General features: G+C 46.3%; 13 protein-coding genes. 4 read left to right on the top strand and 9 right to left on the bottom strand.

The genetic code is table 11. The features are described 5' to 3' along the window. The first annotated feature begins 989 nt into the window (after nucleotides 1-989). Nucleotides 990-2561, top strand: coding sequence for an ABC-F family ATP-binding cassette domain-containing protein (locus R7Q09_RS21680; protein ID WP_318071190.1), 1572 nt, complete (start codon nucleotides 990-992; stop codon nucleotides 2559-2561). Then, nucleotides 2558-3703, top strand: coding sequence for an MFS transporter (locus R7Q09_RS21675; RefSeq protein WP_318071191.1), 1146 nt, complete (start codon nucleotides 2558-2560; stop codon nucleotides 3701-3703). Before R7Q09_RS21680 ends, R7Q09_RS21675 begins: the two co-directional genes overlap by 4 nt. Before the next feature lie 74 nt (nucleotides 3704-3777). Here the strand turns inward: R7Q09_RS21675 and fis are convergent, their stop codons facing one another. The 9 genes from fis to R7Q09_RS21630 all read right to left on the bottom strand — a co-directional run bounded on the left by fis (nucleotide 3778) and on the right by R7Q09_RS21630 (nucleotide 13572). Next, nucleotides 3778-4074, bottom strand: coding sequence for a DNA-binding transcriptional regulator Fis (gene fis / locus R7Q09_RS21670; RefSeq protein ID WP_000462885.1), 297 nt, complete (start codon nucleotides 4072-4074; stop codon nucleotides 3778-3780). A 23-nt stretch (nucleotides 4075-4097) separates the two neighbouring features. Next, complete coding sequence (gene dusB, locus R7Q09_RS21665; RefSeq protein WP_005382505.1) at nucleotides 4098-5066, bottom strand: tRNA dihydrouridine synthase DusB; 969 nt, start codon at nucleotides 5064-5066, stop codon at nucleotides 4098-4100. A gap of 139 nt (nucleotides 5067-5205) precedes the next feature. Continuing rightward, complete coding sequence (prmA, locus tag R7Q09_RS21660) at nucleotides 5206-6093, bottom strand: 50S ribosomal protein L11 methyltransferase (protein WP_318071192.1); 888 nt, start codon at nucleotides 6091-6093, stop codon at nucleotides 5206-5208. Nucleotides 6094-6258: 165 nt separating this feature from the next. Further along, nucleotides 6259-7602 (bottom strand): acetyl-CoA carboxylase biotin carboxylase subunit, encoded by a 1344-nt coding sequence (accC, locus tag R7Q09_RS21655; RefSeq protein ID WP_005382509.1) that lies wholly within the window; start codon nucleotides 7600-7602, stop codon nucleotides 6259-6261. A 14-nt stretch (nucleotides 7603-7616) separates the two neighbouring features. Next, the gene (gene accB, locus R7Q09_RS21650) at nucleotides 7617-8078 is read right to left on the bottom strand and encodes an acetyl-CoA carboxylase biotin carboxyl carrier protein (RefSeq protein WP_005386355.1); all 462 of its coding nucleotides are present in this window, start codon (nucleotides 8076-8078) and stop codon (nucleotides 7617-7619) included. Nucleotides 8079-8139: 61 nt separating this feature from the next. Further along, nucleotides 8140-8589 carry a type II 3-dehydroquinate dehydratase gene (aroQ, locus tag R7Q09_RS21645; protein WP_285386214.1) on the bottom strand — a complete coding sequence of 150 codons (450 nt, stop codon included), beginning with the start codon at nucleotides 8587-8589 and terminating at the stop codon, nucleotides 8140-8142. A gap of 303 nt (nucleotides 8590-8892) precedes the next feature. Further along, nucleotides 8893-10845, bottom strand: a complete 1953-nt coding sequence (gene acs, locus R7Q09_RS21640) for an acetate--CoA ligase (RefSeq protein WP_318071193.1) — start codon at nucleotides 10843-10845, stop codon at nucleotides 8893-8895. 237 nt (nucleotides 10846-11082) lie between these two features. Further along, entirely contained in the window at nucleotides 11083-11712 is a 630-nt protein-coding gene (locus R7Q09_RS21635) for a 3'-5' exonuclease (RefSeq protein WP_025768818.1), read from the bottom strand. Nucleotides 11713-11745: 33 nt separating this feature from the next. Continuing rightward, nucleotides 11746-13572 (bottom strand): DUF294 nucleotidyltransferase-like domain-containing protein, encoded by a 1827-nt coding sequence (locus R7Q09_RS21630; RefSeq protein ID WP_318071194.1) that lies wholly within the window; start codon nucleotides 13570-13572, stop codon nucleotides 11746-11748. Nucleotides 13573-13805: 233 nt separating this feature from the next. On the opposite strand from R7Q09_RS21630, the gene R7Q09_RS21625 reads away from it, so the two are divergent. After that, on the top strand, nucleotides 13806-14993 hold the full coding sequence (locus R7Q09_RS21625) for a 3-phenylpropionate MFS transporter (protein ID WP_318071195.1): 1188 nt from the start codon (nucleotides 13806-13808) through the stop codon (nucleotides 14991-14993). 135 nt (nucleotides 14994-15128) lie between these two features. Then, nucleotides 15129-18560: a PAS-domain containing protein gene (locus tag R7Q09_RS21620; protein ID WP_085570088.1), complete on the top strand. Its 3432-nt coding sequence runs from the start codon at nucleotides 15129-15131 to the stop codon at nucleotides 18558-18560. Nucleotides 18561-18613 lie beyond the last annotated feature (53 nt).

Genomic DNA, 18613 nt, shown 5'->3' with positions numbered 1-18613 from the left:
CGGCCTGTCACGCCGGGGGTCGCGGGTTCGAGTCCCGTCCACTCCGCCACTTATATTAAGCCTCAGTCGAAAGACTGGGGCTTTTTTCGTTTTGGTTCCCCGACTTACCTTAAACCCACTTTCATATTGAAACCTTGCATCGAGAGGCCGGCTTCCCTCTGGCGATGCTTTCTAAGCCCTGTTATGAGTGAAGTGGAACTCAGTTTTGTGTGGTTTCTACTGAACCGGGTCCTAGTATCGAGCGCTAGTTCTCAGCCCTTGCGCTTACTTACCAAAGCTTCCTTTATTATTACCTGGAAAATTTATTCACTAGGTTATGTTATTTTCGGGGGAGATTTCTCTGCTTTAGATGTTTTGATTTAGCCATAGGCGCTTATTAATATAAACTCAGCGCATTTAAAACTTTCCAAACATGGATTTTGTTTTGTCGACCTATTTAAGCCAGTGTCTTAAAGTATATTCGCTACTTCTTCCCTCTAACCCTCTCCAACCTTCAAAGCCACCACTACGTACGTATAACGTGAGCGGTATAGGTGCTTTCATAGCTGTGTTTGCTGAGTAAGCCGTTCACCTGGCACATTGACTGAGGAAAAGTCTTCTTTCTGTGGACCTTCGTGTAAGTCACGATAGTTTTAATAATTATCTGGTACTTTTTATTCTAAAGGTGTACGCTTCACATCGAATGTTTTTTCGACAGTAAATCATGTTATATCTCTTGTTTAAAAGCTTTGTAAGAAGGCTGAACTCCGTGCAAAAAACGCGATGAAGTGTTGCTCGGAGTCTTAAATTAATCTTCATCAGGTGTTTTATGTGTGGGTAGCTTCGCTGAAGTTATACGCAGGCGTCTCTACACCTGATAAAAGAGAAGAGATGGCCGGTGATATTTCATCATCGGCCTTTTTGTATCTGTTAAGCAGCTACAAAGCATTACCCAGTATTGAAATAAGGGCCGGTATTGATCACCGGCCCTTTTTTATTTGGTTGAAAACATGAGTATTTTACAAGTTAAAAATTTGTCTTATCAGATAGCTGATAAGACGTTATACAACAACGTGACCTTTCGTATTAACGTGGGAGAGAAAATAGGTATCACCGGAGCGAATGGTGTTGGAAAAAGCACCTTATTGAAACTGCTTTTCGGTGAATTATCTGCAGATAAGGGCTGCATTGAATGGTTACCAAACCTTGAGGTGGGGTATTTAGAACAACATTTTAAGATCGATAATGTGCTGACAGTTCATGAGTGTTTAAAGGGCTCTTTTGAGAGTTTATACGCTGCAGAGCAAAAGCTTTGGACTTTGTATCATACGATGACCGAGTCTCACTCTACATCTCTTTTAAGCCAAGTCGCTCGGCTACAGGCATATTTAGAAGATGAAGACTTCTATGCAATTAATACCAAAATTGAACGAGTTGCTGTAGGTCTTGGTATTTATCAATTTGGCTTAGATACACCGCTTGTCTCGCTAAGTGGCGGTCAAAGACACAAAGTCCTTTTAGGCAGGTTGTTACTTCGCAACCCCGATGTGTTAATTCTTGATGAGCCGACAAACTATCTTGATGCTCCGCACATTGAATGGCTAGTCGCGTTTCTCAATGATTACACTGGCACTGTTTTACTGGTTTCTCATGACATTGACTTCCTTAATCAAGTAGCGACCAGTATTTGTGATATTGATTATCAAACGGTCCGAAAATACAGCGGCACTTATGTCAAAGCAATGCAGCAAAAGCATCACGACGGTGCTTTGTTAGAAAAGCAATATAAGGCTCAGCAAAATGAAATTCGAAAGTTAGAGCAATTTATTGCCAAAAATGGCGCTGGAGTTAACGCGAGTCTTGCTAAGGGACGCAAGAAAAAACTGGATAAAATCGAACCTATTCAACTGAATAATATAGAAAAAGTATCGATGTTTGACTTTGCTCACCAGCCTATTGGGCAACAGTATGTGATTGACACAAAAGCGTTGATGATAGGTTATCAGCAGCCTCTGCTTCCTGCGCTTGATATCACGTTAGCGCGCGGGGAAAAGTTGGTTGTTGCTGGTTTTAACGGCGTGGGTAAGTCGACCTTACTTAAAACCCTGATGAGGGAGATCGAGCCACTCTCTGGTGAGGTGGTATTGGCAAAAGGTGCAATGATTGGTTATTTTTCTCAAGATTTGTCTTGGCGCCATCCTCAGAACACACCAGAACAGGAGCTGTGCTCTTGTGCGCCAACAATCTCAAGCAAAGAGTCACGCAAGCTATTAGCTCGCTTTGGGATTACGGGGGATAAGACGCAGCGCCACTTAGATACATTGAGCGGTGGTGAGCAAACTCGGGTGAAGTTGTGTTGTTTATCGGTTCAGAAATGCAATGTTTTGCTGTTGGACGAACCAACAACACACTTGGATAGCAGCAGTAAAAATGCGCTTAAAGAGGCTCTCCAGCGCTTTTCCGGTAGCGTGATTGTGGTATCTCATGAGAAGGCATTTTTGCAATCTTGGCCTGATAGAGTTTTAGATATTTCGTTGCTCACTTGTGCTGAATCGGAAACAGAACAGGAGGTGGAGCTATGATGCAGTCCATGATCCTATTTCTCGTTGCTTTTCTTGTTGGTGCTGATGAGTTGATGCTTGGATCTATTCTTGAACCTATCGGAAATGATTTAAGTGTTCAACCGAGTCAGGTGACCTTATTTATTACGGCATATAGTTTAGCCATAGCAATTTTCGCTCCTTACTTGGGCCGTTTATCAGACCGAGCTGGGCGTATTCGTATCATGGTGCCTGCTTGCTTTGTATTTGGGGTTGCGTCTATTACGACGGGCATAGTTCATGATTTTGAACTTGCTATTGCAACTCGTGTGATCACTGGTATTGCAAGTGCAGGCATGTTACCAATTGCATTCGCGTTAGCGGGAGACGCGAAGGGTAATAGAGCGATGCGTCAAATTGTGATGGTTCAGGCGGGATTAACGCTAGGTATGATAACTAGCCCGGCGATCGGAGCATTGTTGACCCAGCTTTTATCATGGCGTGCCGCTTTTATTATTTTGGGCGTGGCGGCTCTTTTTGTCGGTGCCATGAGCGTAGTGTCCATGAACAACAAGCATAATGAGTCCAAGAAGTCAGATACTCTGCCACCTATCACAGACGTCATTCATCTTCCAGGCGCGTTGAGGGCGATTCTAGCGATGTGTTTAGGCCTAGGGGGAGGTATTGGTGTATTTAACCTGATAGGCCTTCATATTCGAGATACCAGCGAGTTGGCGCTCGGTTGGGTGGGCGCTATTTATGCTGCTCTAGGGATCGTGAGTGTGGTTGGAAATATGTGCGTGGGGAGAGCTTGCCGTTGGCTTGGTAGCTCTCGAGCCGTTATGCGAGTGGCTTTAATGGTGTGCATACCTTGCAGTGCATGGGTGTTCTCAAATGAGATGAGTACGGTTACCGCTTATCTTCCAGCTCTAGTGCTCTGGTCTCTTGCTGGAGGGGTAGGCTCTCCGGCGTTACAAGCACATATAGCAAGCTTATCTGATGAACATCGAGGTGTGCTGATGTCTTCTGGAATGAGTATGATGCACTTTGGTGTCGCGATTTGGTCTGCCTTGGCGGGCTTCGCGTATTCTGTAGGTAATGAATGTGTCGCTTTCGTGGCTTTGCTATTGTTTGGCTCAGCAGTGGTTATCTTAAAGCCAGTTGGTAATACGCGTTATTCGTAGTGTTTTAGTAGATAAAGAAAAGCCGTTACCTAAAAAGGTAACGGCTTGTTCCAAATACTTTTTGAAAAACGGTCTTAGTTCATGCCGTATTTCTTAAGTTTCTTGCGAAGAGTACCGCGGTTGATACCCATCATAGTTGCTGCGCGAGTTTGGTTACCGCGAGTGTACTGCATGATAGTATCTAGTAGTGGCTGTTCAACTTCAGCTAGAACTAATTCGTATAGTTCTGTTACTTCCTGGCCGTTTAGTTGAGCAAGGTAGTTTTTAAGAGACGCTTTAACAGAGTCACGTAAAGGCTTCTGAGTAATCTGGTCTTGTGACGTTACTGTAGTTACTGTTAATGCTTCTGAAGTCAGATTTTGTTCGAACATATTCGGTCTAGCTCTTCTCTTAATTATGATGCAACGTTATCAAAATAACCTTCTAACGCCTCTATTTGCAGCGGAGCTGCGTCGATAGCGTTGAAGGTACGGCGAAACTCACTTGCCTGTTCATGCTCTTTCAGGTACCACCCAACGTGCTTGCGCGCGATACGTGGACCTAAGAACTCCCCATAAAATTCATGCAGAGCATTTACATGACCAAGCATAATGGTTTTCACTTCCTCAGTTGGAAGCTCCTCCATTGTGGTGCCGTTTTCCAAATAGTGATGGATTTCCTGGAAAATCCAAGGACGACCCTGGGCAGGGCGTCCAATCATTAAAGCGTCCGCACCGGTGTACTCCAGTACAAATTTGGCTTTCTCCGGGCTATCGATATCACCGTTCGCGATAACCGGAATTGAAATCGCCTCTTTTACCGCTTTAATGCTGTCATATTCGGCCTCACCTTTGTACATACATGCTTTCGTTCTGCCATGCAGAGCAAGAGCTTGTATGCCGCAGTTTTCGGCTAATTTAGCGATCTGGACACAGTTCTTGTTGTCTGTATCCCAGCCAGTTCGAGTCTTTAACGTTACAGGAACGTCCACTGCATTCACGACCGCTTTCAAAATCTCTTCGATAATGTTTGGGTATTGAAGCAGAGCAGAGCCCGCTAGCTTCTTATTCACTTTTTTTGCCGGGCAGCCCATGTTGATGTCGATGATTTGTGCACCGTTCTCAACACTGAATTGAGCTGCGTCCGCCATAAGCTGTGGATCGGAACCCGCAATCTGTACAGAGCGAATGCCCGATTCGCCCTCGTGTACCATGCGCTGTTTCGACTTTGACGTTCCCCATAGTTTTGGGTTAGCAGACATCATTTCACTGACGGCCATTCCCGCACCATAGCGAAGACACAACTCGCGAAACGGTCTATCCGTTACACCAGCCATAGGGGCTACGATTAGATTGTTCTTAAGTTGATAGTTTCCGATTTTCAAAACGTCATCACAGTTCTGTACCAGCAAGGGCGCGCATTTTACGCATTTTTTCACTGCGTGAAAAGACTAATATTTGAGCATTTACAAATTGTTTTTGTAAATTGTATGAATTTCAAACAATTAGCTCTGAAAACCTTGTCTAGCCTTGCTTACGACCAGAGATGCGACACCATTCACTTTGCTCAACAATCGGGTCAATGTGAAGCTCGTCACGGTAATAGTTCGCAACATCTTCAGCTTGGGTGTCTAATACGCCAGACATTGCAAGGTCGCCATTTGGTTTAACTAGGCCTTTAATGATTGGTGCTAGTTCACGTAAAGGTCCCGCAAGGATGTTGGCCACAACGACGTCAGCGACGAGACCTTCTGGTTGATTTTGCGGTAAGTAAACTTCTAGTTTGTCTGCAACGCCATTACGCTCAGCATTGTCTTTTGAAGCAAGCAGGGCTTGAGGATCAATGTCGATCCCTATCACTTTTTCAGCGCCCAGTTTGATCGCTGCGATCGCAAGAATACCTGAGCCACAACCGAAGTCGATAACGGTCTTACCGCTTAAGTCCATGCTTTCTAGCCACTCAAGACAAAGTGCTGTTGTAGGGTGAGTACCCGTACCGAATGCAAGGCCTGGATCCAACATAACATTAACAGCGTCAGGATCTGGAATGTCGCGCCAGCTTGGACAAATCCATAAGCGTTCACCAAATTTCATTGGGTGGAAGTTTTCCATCCATTCGCGTTCCCAGTCTTTATCTTCAAGCTGTTCTACTCTGTAAGCAAAATTGTCAGCCAGCATATTGCTCGCTTTAATTTGGTCGATGATGAAGTTAGTGTCTGCTTCTGCATCATACAGTGCCAGAATATCAGTATCGCCCCATAAGCGAGTTTCGCCAGGTAGAGGTTCGAATACAGGTGTATCCTGCGCGTCTAAGAATGTAACAGACAGCGCGCCAGTCTCTTCCATTAGCATATCGCCGATTTGCTCAGCGTTTTCATTGGTCGCGTTGAGTTTGATTTGAATCCAAGGCATTGGTTTTTGCTCTTAAAGTGAATGAAGTGGCGCAGAGTTTACCAGAACTCTACGATTTGTTTGAGTATATACCCAAATAAGCCGATTTATATGTTGAGCCCTTTGCGTACATATAAAACAAAAATGCCCACGGGAGTGGGCATTTTTTAAGACGTTTGCTTAGGTTTATTGTAAGCCAAGCTTCTTCTCTAGGTAGTGGATGTTTGCACCACCGTGTTGGAAGTTTTCGTCATTCATGATGGAGAATTGCAGTGGTACGTTAGTTTTGATGCCTTCGATGATCATCTCACCCAGTGCGTTTTTCATACGTGCAATCGCTACATCACGGTTCTCACCGTAAGTGATCAGTTTACCAATCATTGAATCGTAATGAGGTGGTACTGTGTAGCCTGTGTAGATATGAGATTCCCAACGTACACCCATACCGCCAGGAGCGTGGAAACGCTCGATCTTACCCGGAGATGGTAGGAAGCGCTCAGGGTCTTCTGCGTTGATACGACACTCAATCGCATGGCCACGGATCTTAATATCATCTTGAGTGAATGACAGAGGCTGACCCGCTGCAACACGAAGCTGTTCTTTGATTAGGTCGATGCCAGTAACCATCTCTGTTACTGGGTGCTCTACCTGAATACGAGTGTTCATTTCGATGAAGTAGAACTCACCGTTCTCGTATAGGAATTCAAACGTACCTGCGCCGCGGTAACCGATCTCGATACATGCACGAGTACAGCGTTCACCGATGTACTTACGCATTTCTTCAGTGATACCAGGTGCTGGAGCTTCTTCCACTACTTTTTGGTGACGACGTTGCATTGAACAGTCACGCTCACCAAGGTGGATTGCGCCGCCTTGACCGTCAGCAATAACCTGAACTTCAACGTGACGAGGGTTTTCTAGGAATTTCTCCATGTAAACCATGTCATTGTTGAACGCCGCTTTTGCTTCAGCACGTGTCATTGCAATGGCTTGGATAAGGTCTTTCTCTGCGCGAACAACACGCATACCACGACCGCCGCCGCCGCCAGATGCTTTGATGATTACTGGGTAACCAATGCGCTTAGCAAATGCTTTGTTTTTCTCTTCGTCATTGTCTAGAGGGCCGTCAGAACCCGGTACACAAGGAACGCCTGCTTTCTTCATTGCATTGATAGCAGATACTTTATCGCCCATTAGGCGGATAGTGTCTGCCTTTGGACCAACGAAGATGAAACCACTGCGCTCAACTTGCTCTGCGAAGTCTGCGTTCTCAGACAGGAAGCCGTAACCTGGGTGGATAGCAACAGCACCAGTCACTTCTGCTGCAGAAATGATGCGTGGAATGTTTAGGTAGCTGTCGATACCACGAGCAGGGCCGATACATACGGTTTCGTCTGCGAGTAGTACGTGCTTAAGATCGCGGTCAGCTGTCGAGTGAACAGCGACGGTCTTAATACCTAATTCTTTACAAGCGCGAAGAATACGAAGTGCAATTTCACCTCGGTTCGCGATGACTACTTTGTCTAGCATAAGGCAAGCCCCGCTTATTCGATTACAACAAGAGGTTGGTCGAATTCAACTGGTTGGCCGTCTTCAGCTAGGATTGCTGTAACAACGCCAGATTTGTCCGCTTCGATTTGGTTCATCATTTTCATTGCTTCAACAATACATAGAGTATCGCCAGCATTTACTTTCTGACCCACTTCTACGAATGCTTTAGAGTCTGGGCTTGGAGAGCGGTAGAAAGTACCAACCATTGGAGAAAGAACTTGGTGACCTGCAGGTGTTGCTGCTGGAGCTTCTGCTGCTGGCGCTTCCGCTACTGGTGCCGCTGCTACTGGAGCAGGTGCCGCCGCTGGAGCTGCTGCGTAGTGAATTGGTGCTTGAGGGGCTGCAGTGCCATGACGGCTGATGCGCACTGACTCTTCACCTTCAGAGATCTCTAGCTCAGCAATGCCAGACTCTTCAACTAACTCAATTAGCTTCTTGATTTTACGAATATCCATCTTTTCTTTCTCTTTTATCTTGTGATTAAGACAACCCTCGTAGGGTTGCAGAGTGTTAGGGTTACTTTGCCTGTAGCTTATTGATCGCTGCAGACAGAGCAAATTCATAACCTTGTGCGCCTAAACCGCAAATCACACCCTCTGCTTTATCTGACAGATAAGAGTGATGACGGAATGGTTCACGTGCGTGCACATTTGATAAGTGCACCTCAATAAATGGGATGGCGACGCCAAGTAATGCATCTCGCAGCGCCACACTAGTATGAGTGAAAGCCGCTGGATTGATGATGATGAAGTCAATCTTGCTATAGGCAGCGTGAATGGCTTCAATCAGTTCGTACTCACGATTTGATTGTAGGTGTTCCAGTTCTACCCCAGCGTTATGGGCTTGCTCTGTAAGAGTATCCACAACTTGAGCTAAGGTACTGTGACCATAGTGTGTCGGTTCGCGCAGACCCAATAGATTAAGATTTGGTCCGTTTAGAACAAGAATCCGTGACTTTGCAGACATTGTGTTGCTATCTTCCCTTATCGTGAGTGGAACGTTTATATTCCCAAATATACGATAGTTCAGCACGATTTTTTTGTTAAAACCGAGCAAATTTTAAAAAATCGACCAAGATTATAGCTAATTCATAGCAATTAGCAGCAATTTACTGGTCTAATCTCCTAATAGCCACTCTCGTTTCTGTAACCAAGTTAACAAAAACAACATAATTGCCATATTTTTTGTGTGGCCAATTTGTGCACTAAAGCAAAAAACCGCCATGAGTGATGGCGGTTTTTAAAGTGCTTTTAAAACAGTTGGTTGAATTTATGCCAATTCTGCTTTCTCTGCGATAAGTTTATCTACAACGCTCGGATCGGCAAGCGTTGATGTGTCTCCGAGGTTGCTGGTATCACCCGTTGCAATTTTACGCAGTATTCGACGCATGATCTTACCAGAACGAGTCTTCGGTAAGGAATCCGTCCAGTGCAGTACATCTGGTGTTGCAATTGGACCAATCTCTTTACGCACCCAATCTTTCACTTCTTTGTGTAGCTCTGCTGACGGGAATTCACCATCGTTCAAGGTAATGTAAGCGTAGATAGCTTGGCCTTTGATGTCGTGTGGAATACCAACAATCGCGGCCTCAGCAATTTTATGATGTGCGACAAGAGCCGATTCTATTTCAGCGGTACCCATGCGGTGACCCGACACGTTTAGTACGTCATCAACACGGCCTGTGATCCAGTAGTAACCGTCTTCGTCACGACGAGCACCATCACTCGTAAAGTACATTCCCTTGAAGGTTGAGAAGTAGGTCTGTTCAAAGCGCTCGTGGTCGCCATAAACAGTACGCATCTGACCTGGCCATGAATCAAGGATCACCAAGTTACCTTCTGCTGCGGCTTCTTCAATGATGTTGCCCATGTTATCAACCAGTGCAGGTTGGACTCCGAAGAATGGTCGAGTTGCTGAGCCTGGTTTTAAGTCTGTTGCGCCTGGTAGTGGTGCAATTAAGATACCGCCGGTCTCTGTTTGCCACCAAGTATCAACGATAGGCGAGCTCTCGTTACCAATCGTTTTGTAGTACCACTCCCACGCTTCAGGGTTGATAGGCTCACCTACTGAACCCATCACACGTAAGCTTGAACGAGATGTCCCTGCTACCGCTTCGTTACCTTTTGCCATTAGTGCACGAATAGCGGTTGGCGCAGTGTAGAGAATGTTCACTTGGTGCTTATCAACCACTTCACTCATACGAGCCGTGCTTGGGTAGTTTGGAATACCTTCAAACAGAATGGTTTTGGCCCCGTTCGCTAGTGGACCATAAATTAGGTAAGTATGGCCTGTAATCCAGCCCACATCCGCGGTACACCAGAAGGTTTCACCTGGTTGATAATCGAAGACATATTTAAAGGTCATTGCCGCGTAGACGAGGTAACCGCCTGTAGTATGTAGTACGCCTTTAGGTTTACCTGTCGAGCCAGATGTGTAGAGGATGAACAGCGGGTCTTCGGCTTTCATCTCTTCTGGTGGACAAACGTCAGAAACGTTGGCTGTTGCTTCGTGCCACCAAACATCACGGTGTTCATGCCATTCTACATCACCACCTGTACGTTTAAGCACGACGACTTTACTGATGGTTTTTACGTCTGGGTTGGTTAGTGCTTCATCCACGTTCTTTTTCAGTGGAACAGCGCGTCCGCCACGTACGCCTTCGTCAGCGGTGATCACGACTTTAGCGTCAGAGTCGATGATACGGCCGGATAGTGCTTCTGGTGAGAAACCGCCAAATACTACGGTGTGAACCGCACCAATACGAGTACAAGCGAGCATAGCCACTGCGGCTTCTGGCACCATTGGCATGTATAGACACACCACGTCGCCCTTGCGTACGCCTTGGTCTTTCAATGCGTTGGAGAATTTACACACTTCTTTGTGTAGTTCGTTGAAAGTGAGTGTTTTGTCGTCGGCTGGATCATCGCCTTCCCAAATGATGGCGACGTCGTCCCCGTGTTCTGCGAGATGACGGTCAATACAGTTAGCCGAGACGTTCAGTGTGCCATCTTCAAACCAGCGAATATCAACATGGCCAGTGTCGAAAGAAGTGCTTTTTACTTTGGTGAAAGGTTTGATCCAATCAACGATTTTGCCGTGTTCGTTCCAGAAGCCCTCTGGATCGGTTACCGACTGCTGATACATGGCTAAGTAAGTATCATTATCCGCGTGTGTATGAGTTTTAATATTTTCTTTTACCGGATAAACGTGGGCTTCGCTCATGGCTTCTCTCCTTGTGCCTTATTTCTCGGCCTTACACCAATCTAGATAAGATTTTGAATATATTTTTGTAGGGCTGTTTTTTGGTTCTAAATAACTTGGTCGTGGTAATGACGACGTTGTGCTTATAACTGTCAGTCACCGCGCGTATTTCCACAATTAGACTTTAGGATGAGAGTGATAGAAGCGCCGGGAAATCGCTGAAACAAAAGTATTTCTGGGAGCTAGGTCAACTGATTTTTATGTATACGGTGCGGTTAGGTTGGGTAAATCGCCTTTCGTTAAGCGGACAAAGACCAAAGCGGCAGAAATCGCGTCTTGCAAGGCGTCGTGTTTGTCTTGGATAGGAAGTTCGAGGTGTTTACAAATGGCATCCAGACTTAAGTCGAAATAGGCATTCGGCAAATGTCGTTCCAACTTATCGTGATAAATCTGACTGACCTCGATGAGTGGGTTAGGAAGTGGGAAGCCAAGTTGCCTCAGACAAGCAAGGTCTAAGATCTTTTTATCGTAACGAATGTGATAGCCCACAAGTGGTCGGTTGCCGATAAAGTCGAGCAGCTCGAGCAGCGCCTCTTTTTCACTGATGCCATCGACTAAGTCTTGGTGGCGAATTCGATGGATCTTGACTGAGCCAGAGTCGAGCGATTGCGGCGCGCGTAAGCGGACTTCAAATGGTTGACTGGTGATGATACGGTTGTCGATGATCTTGGTGGCTGCAATAGTCACCAGCTCGGCGCGATTTGGGTCAAGGCTGGTGGTTTCGCAGTCAAGAGAGACGTATTCTGTTTTATCTGGCGTGCAAAACAGCGACTGATAAGGCGAACCTTTCAATTTGTAGTACCAGTATTTGCGTTGTAACCAGTTCATTGCTTACGCCTCTGTGATTTATGAAAATCAGGGTTAATCACGAAATTGATAATGGAAGCCTAAAAATTGCTTAAATTTCTTCACTACATGTAAGCTGTGGCGAAGCAAATCACGCTCAGTTCTATCCAGTTGTTTAATATCAATGTTATTCAACGCTTCTTGCTTTTTGAGTTGCTGATTAAGGCGAAGTTTAAAGAACAATTTTAGTGCTTCGTTGAGATTATCTGCTGTTTCGGGTTCTAAGATGCGCTTATTTCTCAGAGCTTCAATGCGTTCAAACGTGTTCTTCTCTTCAATGGCATACTCCAAAGACAAGGTGCGAATGCCGTGTACAATTGGGAAAATACCGCCGCGTTTAATGTCCAATCCGTCTTTAGCACTTTTTACGTTGCCAAATAGAGTTAGGGGCACCGAAAACTGCAAGGCAGGGCGAGTAAAATCAGACAATATCAACATGCGATCTTTCATTGTGTCACGAAGATGCGCCGCAATTGGAGCCAGCAGCTCGCAATTCCCAGCAATAGCATGGGCGTCACTGAAAATGGCTAAGTCCATGATTTGTTCTGGTTCGGCTTTAGCTATCCAGTGGTTTAGGGTGCTTATCCATTCTTGCTGTGTTTTGACCCACTTCGGGTTGTTAACCATCACTTTGCCAGGGCAAAGTGGATAACCGAGCTGTTGTAGGGTGTGTGTGAAGGATTGCATCACTTGTTCGCAATGAGGCCATTCCAGACCATCTTGAATAATCAGGCCATTGTCTTGATCGGTTTTGAGAATTTGCTCTCCTCGGCCTTCAGAGCCGAGTACGATCAAGCAACAATGGTCGTGCAAGGCTGGTGGTATTACTAACTCGAACGCTTTCTCGATAATTTGCTCGTTTACAGCTGAGATCAGCTCCATGATGAAGCGAGTGCGGATGCCGTTTTTCAATAAGCTCTCGACCAATTGACGTTGGCGGTTTGAGGCCAAAGCGAGCTCTTCCACGCTGCTTGCTCGAGCAATACTGAGCGTTAACACGTGAGAGTGGGTTGAAAACGCGCTGAGAATTTGGGTCATATCCAGCATGCCGACGGCTCGGTTGCCTTCACATACCATGAGGCGTTTCATTCTATTTCTGGTCATTGTGATCATGGCGTTGAATAGAAAGTCACCATCATCAACGTGATAAACAGGAAAGCTCGCGATCTCACCCACTGGTGTGTCGAGCGCGCAACCATCTATCATCACAGAATGCAGCATATTAGTACGAGTCACTATTGCGTACGGGTGGGCTGATGGCCATTTTTCCAATCGTGGATCATCGCCATGGAGTTGAACCAATGCAGCGTCAATCCCATTTTCTTTTAAGGCACGTGTTACCTCGTTAATTGGTGTATTTGGTTCAAGGATCATCGGTGGGTGATAAATGCTGCGGTCAACTTTAGTGAGAATAAACTCCGCTAAGTTTTGCTGTTGATGGGCCGCTTCGATGAGCTCTTGCCGTTTCGATAAATTGTTATCGAAATAGGCTGCAAACTGGCCATTTTCGTTGTAAAGGGCAAGGAAAACTTCTTTCGGCAGTAGGTAAGAGAGCGTGTCCTCAAGCGCGATGTAGTGATGACGTACCTTGTCTTCAAGTAACGAGCGTACATCGAACATATCGTCGTTGGCATAATGTGCGAACACTTCCTGTTGATCGTTGGAGCGCTCTTCTACCGCGCCTTTGATCAGAATATGTAAGTGGGGGTTCTTCTGTCCGCAGGATAAAATAACATCTCGAGCTCGATAGTAGGCAACGTCCAGAGACGATCGCAGTCGCGTTTGTTGTGCTTCAGTTAAGCGATCGAACGGTGGAGATTGCATGTTAAATTTGTCAGGCATGAGAACACCCAATAATGATGGAAGGAACACTCTCTAAGTCTGACAAATTTCTTACCGGAAGCCAGACGACTTTGGTCTAAATTACGATGTTTTCGCTTGAAGATGCCAAATGTCGCAAAGTTAGTATTCCATCGAGGAAACGATAAGTTTCTTATTCTTCCCTTTTTATAATACGCATGGCGATCCATAATTCCCGGCTCGAACGTTGGTGTTCCCGTTTTAGGATATTAGTAATGTTGAAACCTTCTCCGTATGGCTGGATTTCCCAGTACTTTCTCGGATTCTTCTTTGCGTATGGCGTGTATCTGCCATTTTGGTCACTTTGGTTTAAGGAGCAAGGAGTATCTTCGACAGATATCGGTTTGCTGGTCGGGTTAGGCCTTGCGACACGTTGTGTTGCCAATATCGTGATCACCCCACGAGTACACAAAGTCGAACATCTTATGCCTGCTTTACGTTGGTTGAGTTTCGCTGCCCTCCTTTTTGTTGGATTTCACTTTTTTACGGGTGGTAGCTTTTGGTTAATGGCACTAGCGACAGTGTTGTTCAATCTTTGTTGTGGACCGATTATTCCGTTGTCGGACGCGATGGCAAATTACTACGCTCGCCTGAAAATGCTCGATTATGGCCGCACGCGGCTATGGGGTTCGATTGCCTTTATCGCAGGCTCGACGGCAGTGGGCTACCTGGTGGCTGAATTTGGCTCCGATATGATCTTGTACACTGCGATGTTCGGCGTGTTTATCTCGTTGCTGTTTGCTATGCGACCGACTAACCCAATGCCTGTAACGCATGGTGGGCAAAGCGCAGAACGTCCAAAGCTGACCGCTCTTTTGACCGACAAGCCGATACTAAAATTCTTAGTGTTGGTGTCACTAATTCAGGGCAGTCATGCGGCTTACTACGGCTTTAGTGCGATTCACTGGAAGGCCGCTGGTCACTCGGAAGATGTCATTGGCTACTTGTGGAGCTTAGGAGTGGCCGCAGAAGTGGCAGTGTTTGCATTGAGTAAGCGCTTATTCGTAGGTTGGTCAATACGCGCGCTGTTTATTGCTGCTGCCGTTGGTGTAATGATGCGTTGGGGTATTACGGCGTCGACAACATCAATTATTGCTTTGGTGGTTGTTCAACTATTGCATAGTGTGACTTTCGCTACCGCACACATTGCCGCGATCCAATATATCCAAAACTCCGAAGAAAATAAGATCGTAGCGTTGCAAGCGTTGTATAACGCGATTCCGTTGGGCGCATTTATCGCGTTAATGACCGTATTGAGTGGCTGGGGTTATGAGCACTGGGGACCGCTTGTGTTCTGGGGCATGGCCGCGATGGGGTTATTGGCTCTGTTCATCAAGCTTGATTCGCAAGACCCACATCAGGTGGTTGATGTATCAGACAAGCCACTTGAAACACAGAATTAGACTTATGTAACAAAGGTTAAAAACTAAGCTTTGTCTCCGTTATCAAAGCAGTGTTAAATGAAACCTCTCCCTCATGGAGAGGTTTTTTTATTCTCTTGCTTTAAAAGTAGCAAGAAAGGCAAGAAAGGATATCGGATGCAAGGATGGCTGGTGGTTCCCGTTTCTTTAGCGTATTTGGGAGCTTTATTTATCATCGCGTGGTACGGCGACATTCAGAAAAGGTGGCTAGCGCGCTGGCGGCCTTGGATTTATAGCCTTTCCATTGCGGTGTACTGTACATCATGGACCTTCTACGGCACGGTCGGGCAGGCCAGCAGTAATCCTTGGTCTTTCTTGCCCATCTATATTGCTCCCATTTTAGTGTTTACCATCGGATGGCGCGTTTTAGCTCGGCTTATTTTGATTGCTAAACGGGAACACATCACGTCGATTGCTGACTTTATCGGAGCACGCTACGGTAAATCCCAAGGTTTGGCCGTGGTTGTTACGCTCATAGCGGTTGCGGGAATTTTGCCGTACATCGCTTTACAGCTGCGTGGTATCACTATGGGGCTTGAAATTATTGCTCCGGAGCTGGCTACTGATTTTGGTTATCAAAACGATAGCGTGTCGTGGTTTGTTGTGGTCGCATTGGCGATTTTTACGATGCTATTCGGTACCCGCCACATTGATAACACGGAACACCATCGTGGGATGATGATGGCAATTGCCTTCGAATCCATTATCAAACTGCTGGCTTTTTTAGTGGTTGGTGTCTTCATTGTTTGGTTGGCGATGAACACCGAGAATTTGAGCTTAATTGATGTTGCCGCACAGACGTATCAGTCACCAAATATCCCGACTATATTGATTCATACTGTACTCACGATGCTGGCGATCGTTTGCCTTCCGCGACAATTCCATACGATGGTGGTGGAAAATGAACGTGCTCAAGATTTGCATGTGGCTCGTTGGTTGTTCCCCATTTATCTGATCTTAATGGGGATTTTTGTTTTACCTATTGCGTGGGTAGGGCAAGGTCTCTTGAGTGGCGCTTCGCCTGATACTTATGTCATCAGTGTGCCGATGTCGGTAGGGGCGAGTGAAATCGCCTTGCTTGCGTTTCTAGGCGGTACTTCAGCGGCAAGTGGCATGGTTATCGTATCGACGATTGCCTTAGCGATCATGGTCTCGAATGACTTGGTTATGCCATTGCTATTGCGTCGCATGCGACTGACGCAGCGTAACCATCACCATTTTTCTGAATTATTACTGCGGATCCGCCGTGGTTTGATTTTAGTTTTGTTGATTGGCGCGTGGTGTTTCTATCAAGCGTTGGACACCATTCATTCACTTTCTGCTATCGGCTTTCTCTCGTTCGCGGCTATCACGCAATTCGCTCCTGCGCTGGTTGGCGGTATGTATTGGCGTCAAGGGAATAAGAAAGGTGTGTATGTTGGCCTCGCGGTGGGTTTTGCTACCTGGTTGATTACGTTAATGAGCCAAACAGACATGCTTGCCGGAGACGCCAGTAATAACTTCCTGATCTGGTTGATTACGCCACCAGAGGTATTGGCTAGCTTTGATATCGCGATTTCAGATTGGGGGATGATCCTCAGCGTGGTCGCTAATGCAGTGTGTTTTGTTGTGGTTTCTATGGCTACCCGACCAAGCCTAAGTGAGCGCTTACAATCGGCATCATTCGTTGGTACACCGTTGCCTGAAAGCGAAAATATGAGCCTGTACCAGAGCCGCGTTACGGTTGCAGAACTGGAAATGCTAGCGTCCAGATTTGTAGGACGAACGCGAGTTAAAGCGGCGTTTCAAGCCTACTGGAGCCAGCAACGAGAAGAGTTGATGCCGAATCAACAAGCGCCATCTTCTCTGATTCGGCATACGGAGCGTGTGCTAGCAGGGGTATTTGGAGCATCTTCTGCTAAGTTAGTACTTACTTCCGCTCTGCAAGGAAGAAACATGCAGCTTGAAGAGGTGGCGACTATCGTCGATGAAGCCTCTGAACTGTACGATTTTAGTCGGGGTTTACTCCAAGGCGCGATTGAGCATATTGGACAAGGTATTGCGGTCGTCGATAAGCAACTACGCTTGGTTGCGTGGAACCAACGCTATTTAGAACTCTTTGAATTTCCGCCAGGCCTGATTCAAGTAGGTCGACCGATTGCGGATGTGATTCGGCACAATGCAGAGCAGGGGTTGTGTGGCCCTGGTGACCCTGATGACCACGTCCGTCGCCGTGTTTATCACCTTGAGCAAGGGACTCGGCACACCTCTTCTCGGGTTCGTCCCGATGGTCGCGTGATAGAGGTGCAAGGTAACCCAATGCCAGGTGGTGGCTTTGTGATGAGCTTTACCGACATCACCGTATTCCGTGATGCAGAGCAAGCACTGAAAGACGCCAACGAGACATTGGAAGAAAGGGTACGTCTGCGGACTCGAGAATTAGAACAACTTAACAAGCAGCTGGTGGAAGCGACGCAGCGCTCGGATTTGGAATCGAAGTCCAAATCACGGTTCTTGGCGGCAGTAAGCCATGACTTGATGCAACCGCTCAACGCGGCGCGTCTATTCGCATCTTCACTATCGGAAGTCGCCAAAGACAGCGAAGCCAAAAAGCTGTCAGCACACATTGAAAGTGCTTTAGAGGCTGCCGAAGACTTAATTGGAGATTTGCTGGATATCTCGCGCTTGGAATCGGGCAAGTTGGAAGTCAACGTGCATGGCTTTGCGTTAAATGATGTGTTATCGAATTTGAATGCTGAGTTTAGTGCGTTAGCCAAACAGCAAGGTATAGAGTTCACCATGATTCCGTCCTCACTCATGGTTAAGTCGGATCCCAAACTGCTGCGCCGTGTGGTGCAAAACTTCCTGACCAATGCGTTTCGTTATAACCCGAATGGCAAAGTCGCACTCGGTGTTCGCCGCGTGAAAGGGCGAGTGCGTATTGATGTATGGGATAATGGAGTGGGGATTGAAGAAGAGAAGCAGCAAGAGATTTTTGAAGAGTTTAATCGCGGAACTCAAGTTCGTTCCGACCAAGGCCTCGGACTTGGTTTGGCGATTTCGAAAGGAATTGCTCAGGTACTTGGGCATGAAATTTCGATGCGCTCTTGGGTTGGAAAAGGCAGTGTTTTTTCCATCACCCTAGATAAAGCTGATCATGTTCAGCCTCATCCAGTTCACGTGGCGATGAATAAGCAATCTGAACTTGGTCATCTGAGAATCCTTTGTGTCGATAATGAGCCTGACATTCTAGTCGGCATGGAAAACTTACTTTCCCGATGGGGTTGCGATACACGAGTTGCGATTGATTTAGTTGAAAGTCTACAAGCGCTTGAGGATGGTTGGATTCCGGATGTAATTTTCTCCGATTACCGACTTGATGATGGTCGTACTGGTTTAGAAGTGCTACAGCAATGCCGCCTGAGATTAGGCCACAGCTTTGAAGGCGTCATCATCAGTGCAGATCGTACCGATGATATGCTTGATGGCATCAAAGCAAATGGGTTCAGCTTTATTGCTAAGCCAGTTAAGCCGCTTAAGCTGCGTTCGGTGCTCAATCGAGTCGCTTAGGATTGGAGTGTTTGAAAAATCGCTATAAAAAGAGACCTCCGAATGGAGGTCTC

It is taken from the genome of Vibrio sp. 2130-1 (assembly GCF_033339515.1).
Note: the sequence above shows the minus strand (reverse complement) of the source record. Positions and strands in the feature narration are given on the sequence as shown.

Bases quoted from the DNA above. Each gene is read 5' to 3' on its own strand.
- aroQ (WP_285386214.1), bottom strand. From the start codon at position 8,589: ATGTCTGCAAAGTCACGGATTCTTGTTCTAAACGGACCAAATCTTAAT.
- accB (WP_005386355.1), bottom strand. From the start codon at position 8,078: ATGGATATTCGTAAAATCAAGAAGCTAATTGAGTTAGTTGAAGAGTCT.
- R7Q09_RS21680 (WP_318071190.1), top strand. From the start codon at position 990: ATGAGTATTTTACAAGTTAAAAATTTGTCTTATCAGATAGCTGATAAG.
- R7Q09_RS21620 (WP_085570088.1), top strand. From the start codon at position 15,129: ATGCAAGGATGGCTGGTGGTTCCCGTTTCTTTAGCGTATTTGGGAGCT.
- R7Q09_RS21630 (WP_318071194.1), bottom strand. From the start codon at position 13,572: ATGCCTGACAAATTTAACATGCAATCTCCACCGTTCGATCGCTTAACT.
- R7Q09_RS21635 (WP_025768818.1), bottom strand. From the start codon at position 11,712: ATGAACTGGTTACAACGCAAATACTGGTACTACAAATTGAAAGGTTCG.
- prmA (WP_318071192.1), bottom strand. From the start codon at position 6,093: ATGCCTTGGATTCAAATCAAACTCAACGCGACCAATGAAAACGCTGAG.
- R7Q09_RS21675 (WP_318071191.1), top strand. From the start codon at position 2,558: ATGATGCAGTCCATGATCCTATTTCTCGTTGCTTTTCTTGTTGGTGCT.
- fis (WP_000462885.1), bottom strand. From the start codon at position 4,074: ATGTTCGAACAAAATCTGACTTCAGAAGCATTAACAGTAACTACAGTA.
- acs (WP_318071193.1), bottom strand. From the start codon at position 10,845: ATGAGCGAAGCCCACGTTTATCCGGTAAAAGAAAATATTAAAACTCAT.
- accC (WP_005382509.1), bottom strand. From the start codon at position 7,602: ATGCTAGACAAAGTAGTCATCGCGAACCGAGGTGAAATTGCACTTCGT.
- R7Q09_RS21625 (WP_318071195.1), top strand. From the start codon at position 13,806: ATGTTGAAACCTTCTCCGTATGGCTGGATTTCCCAGTACTTTCTCGGA.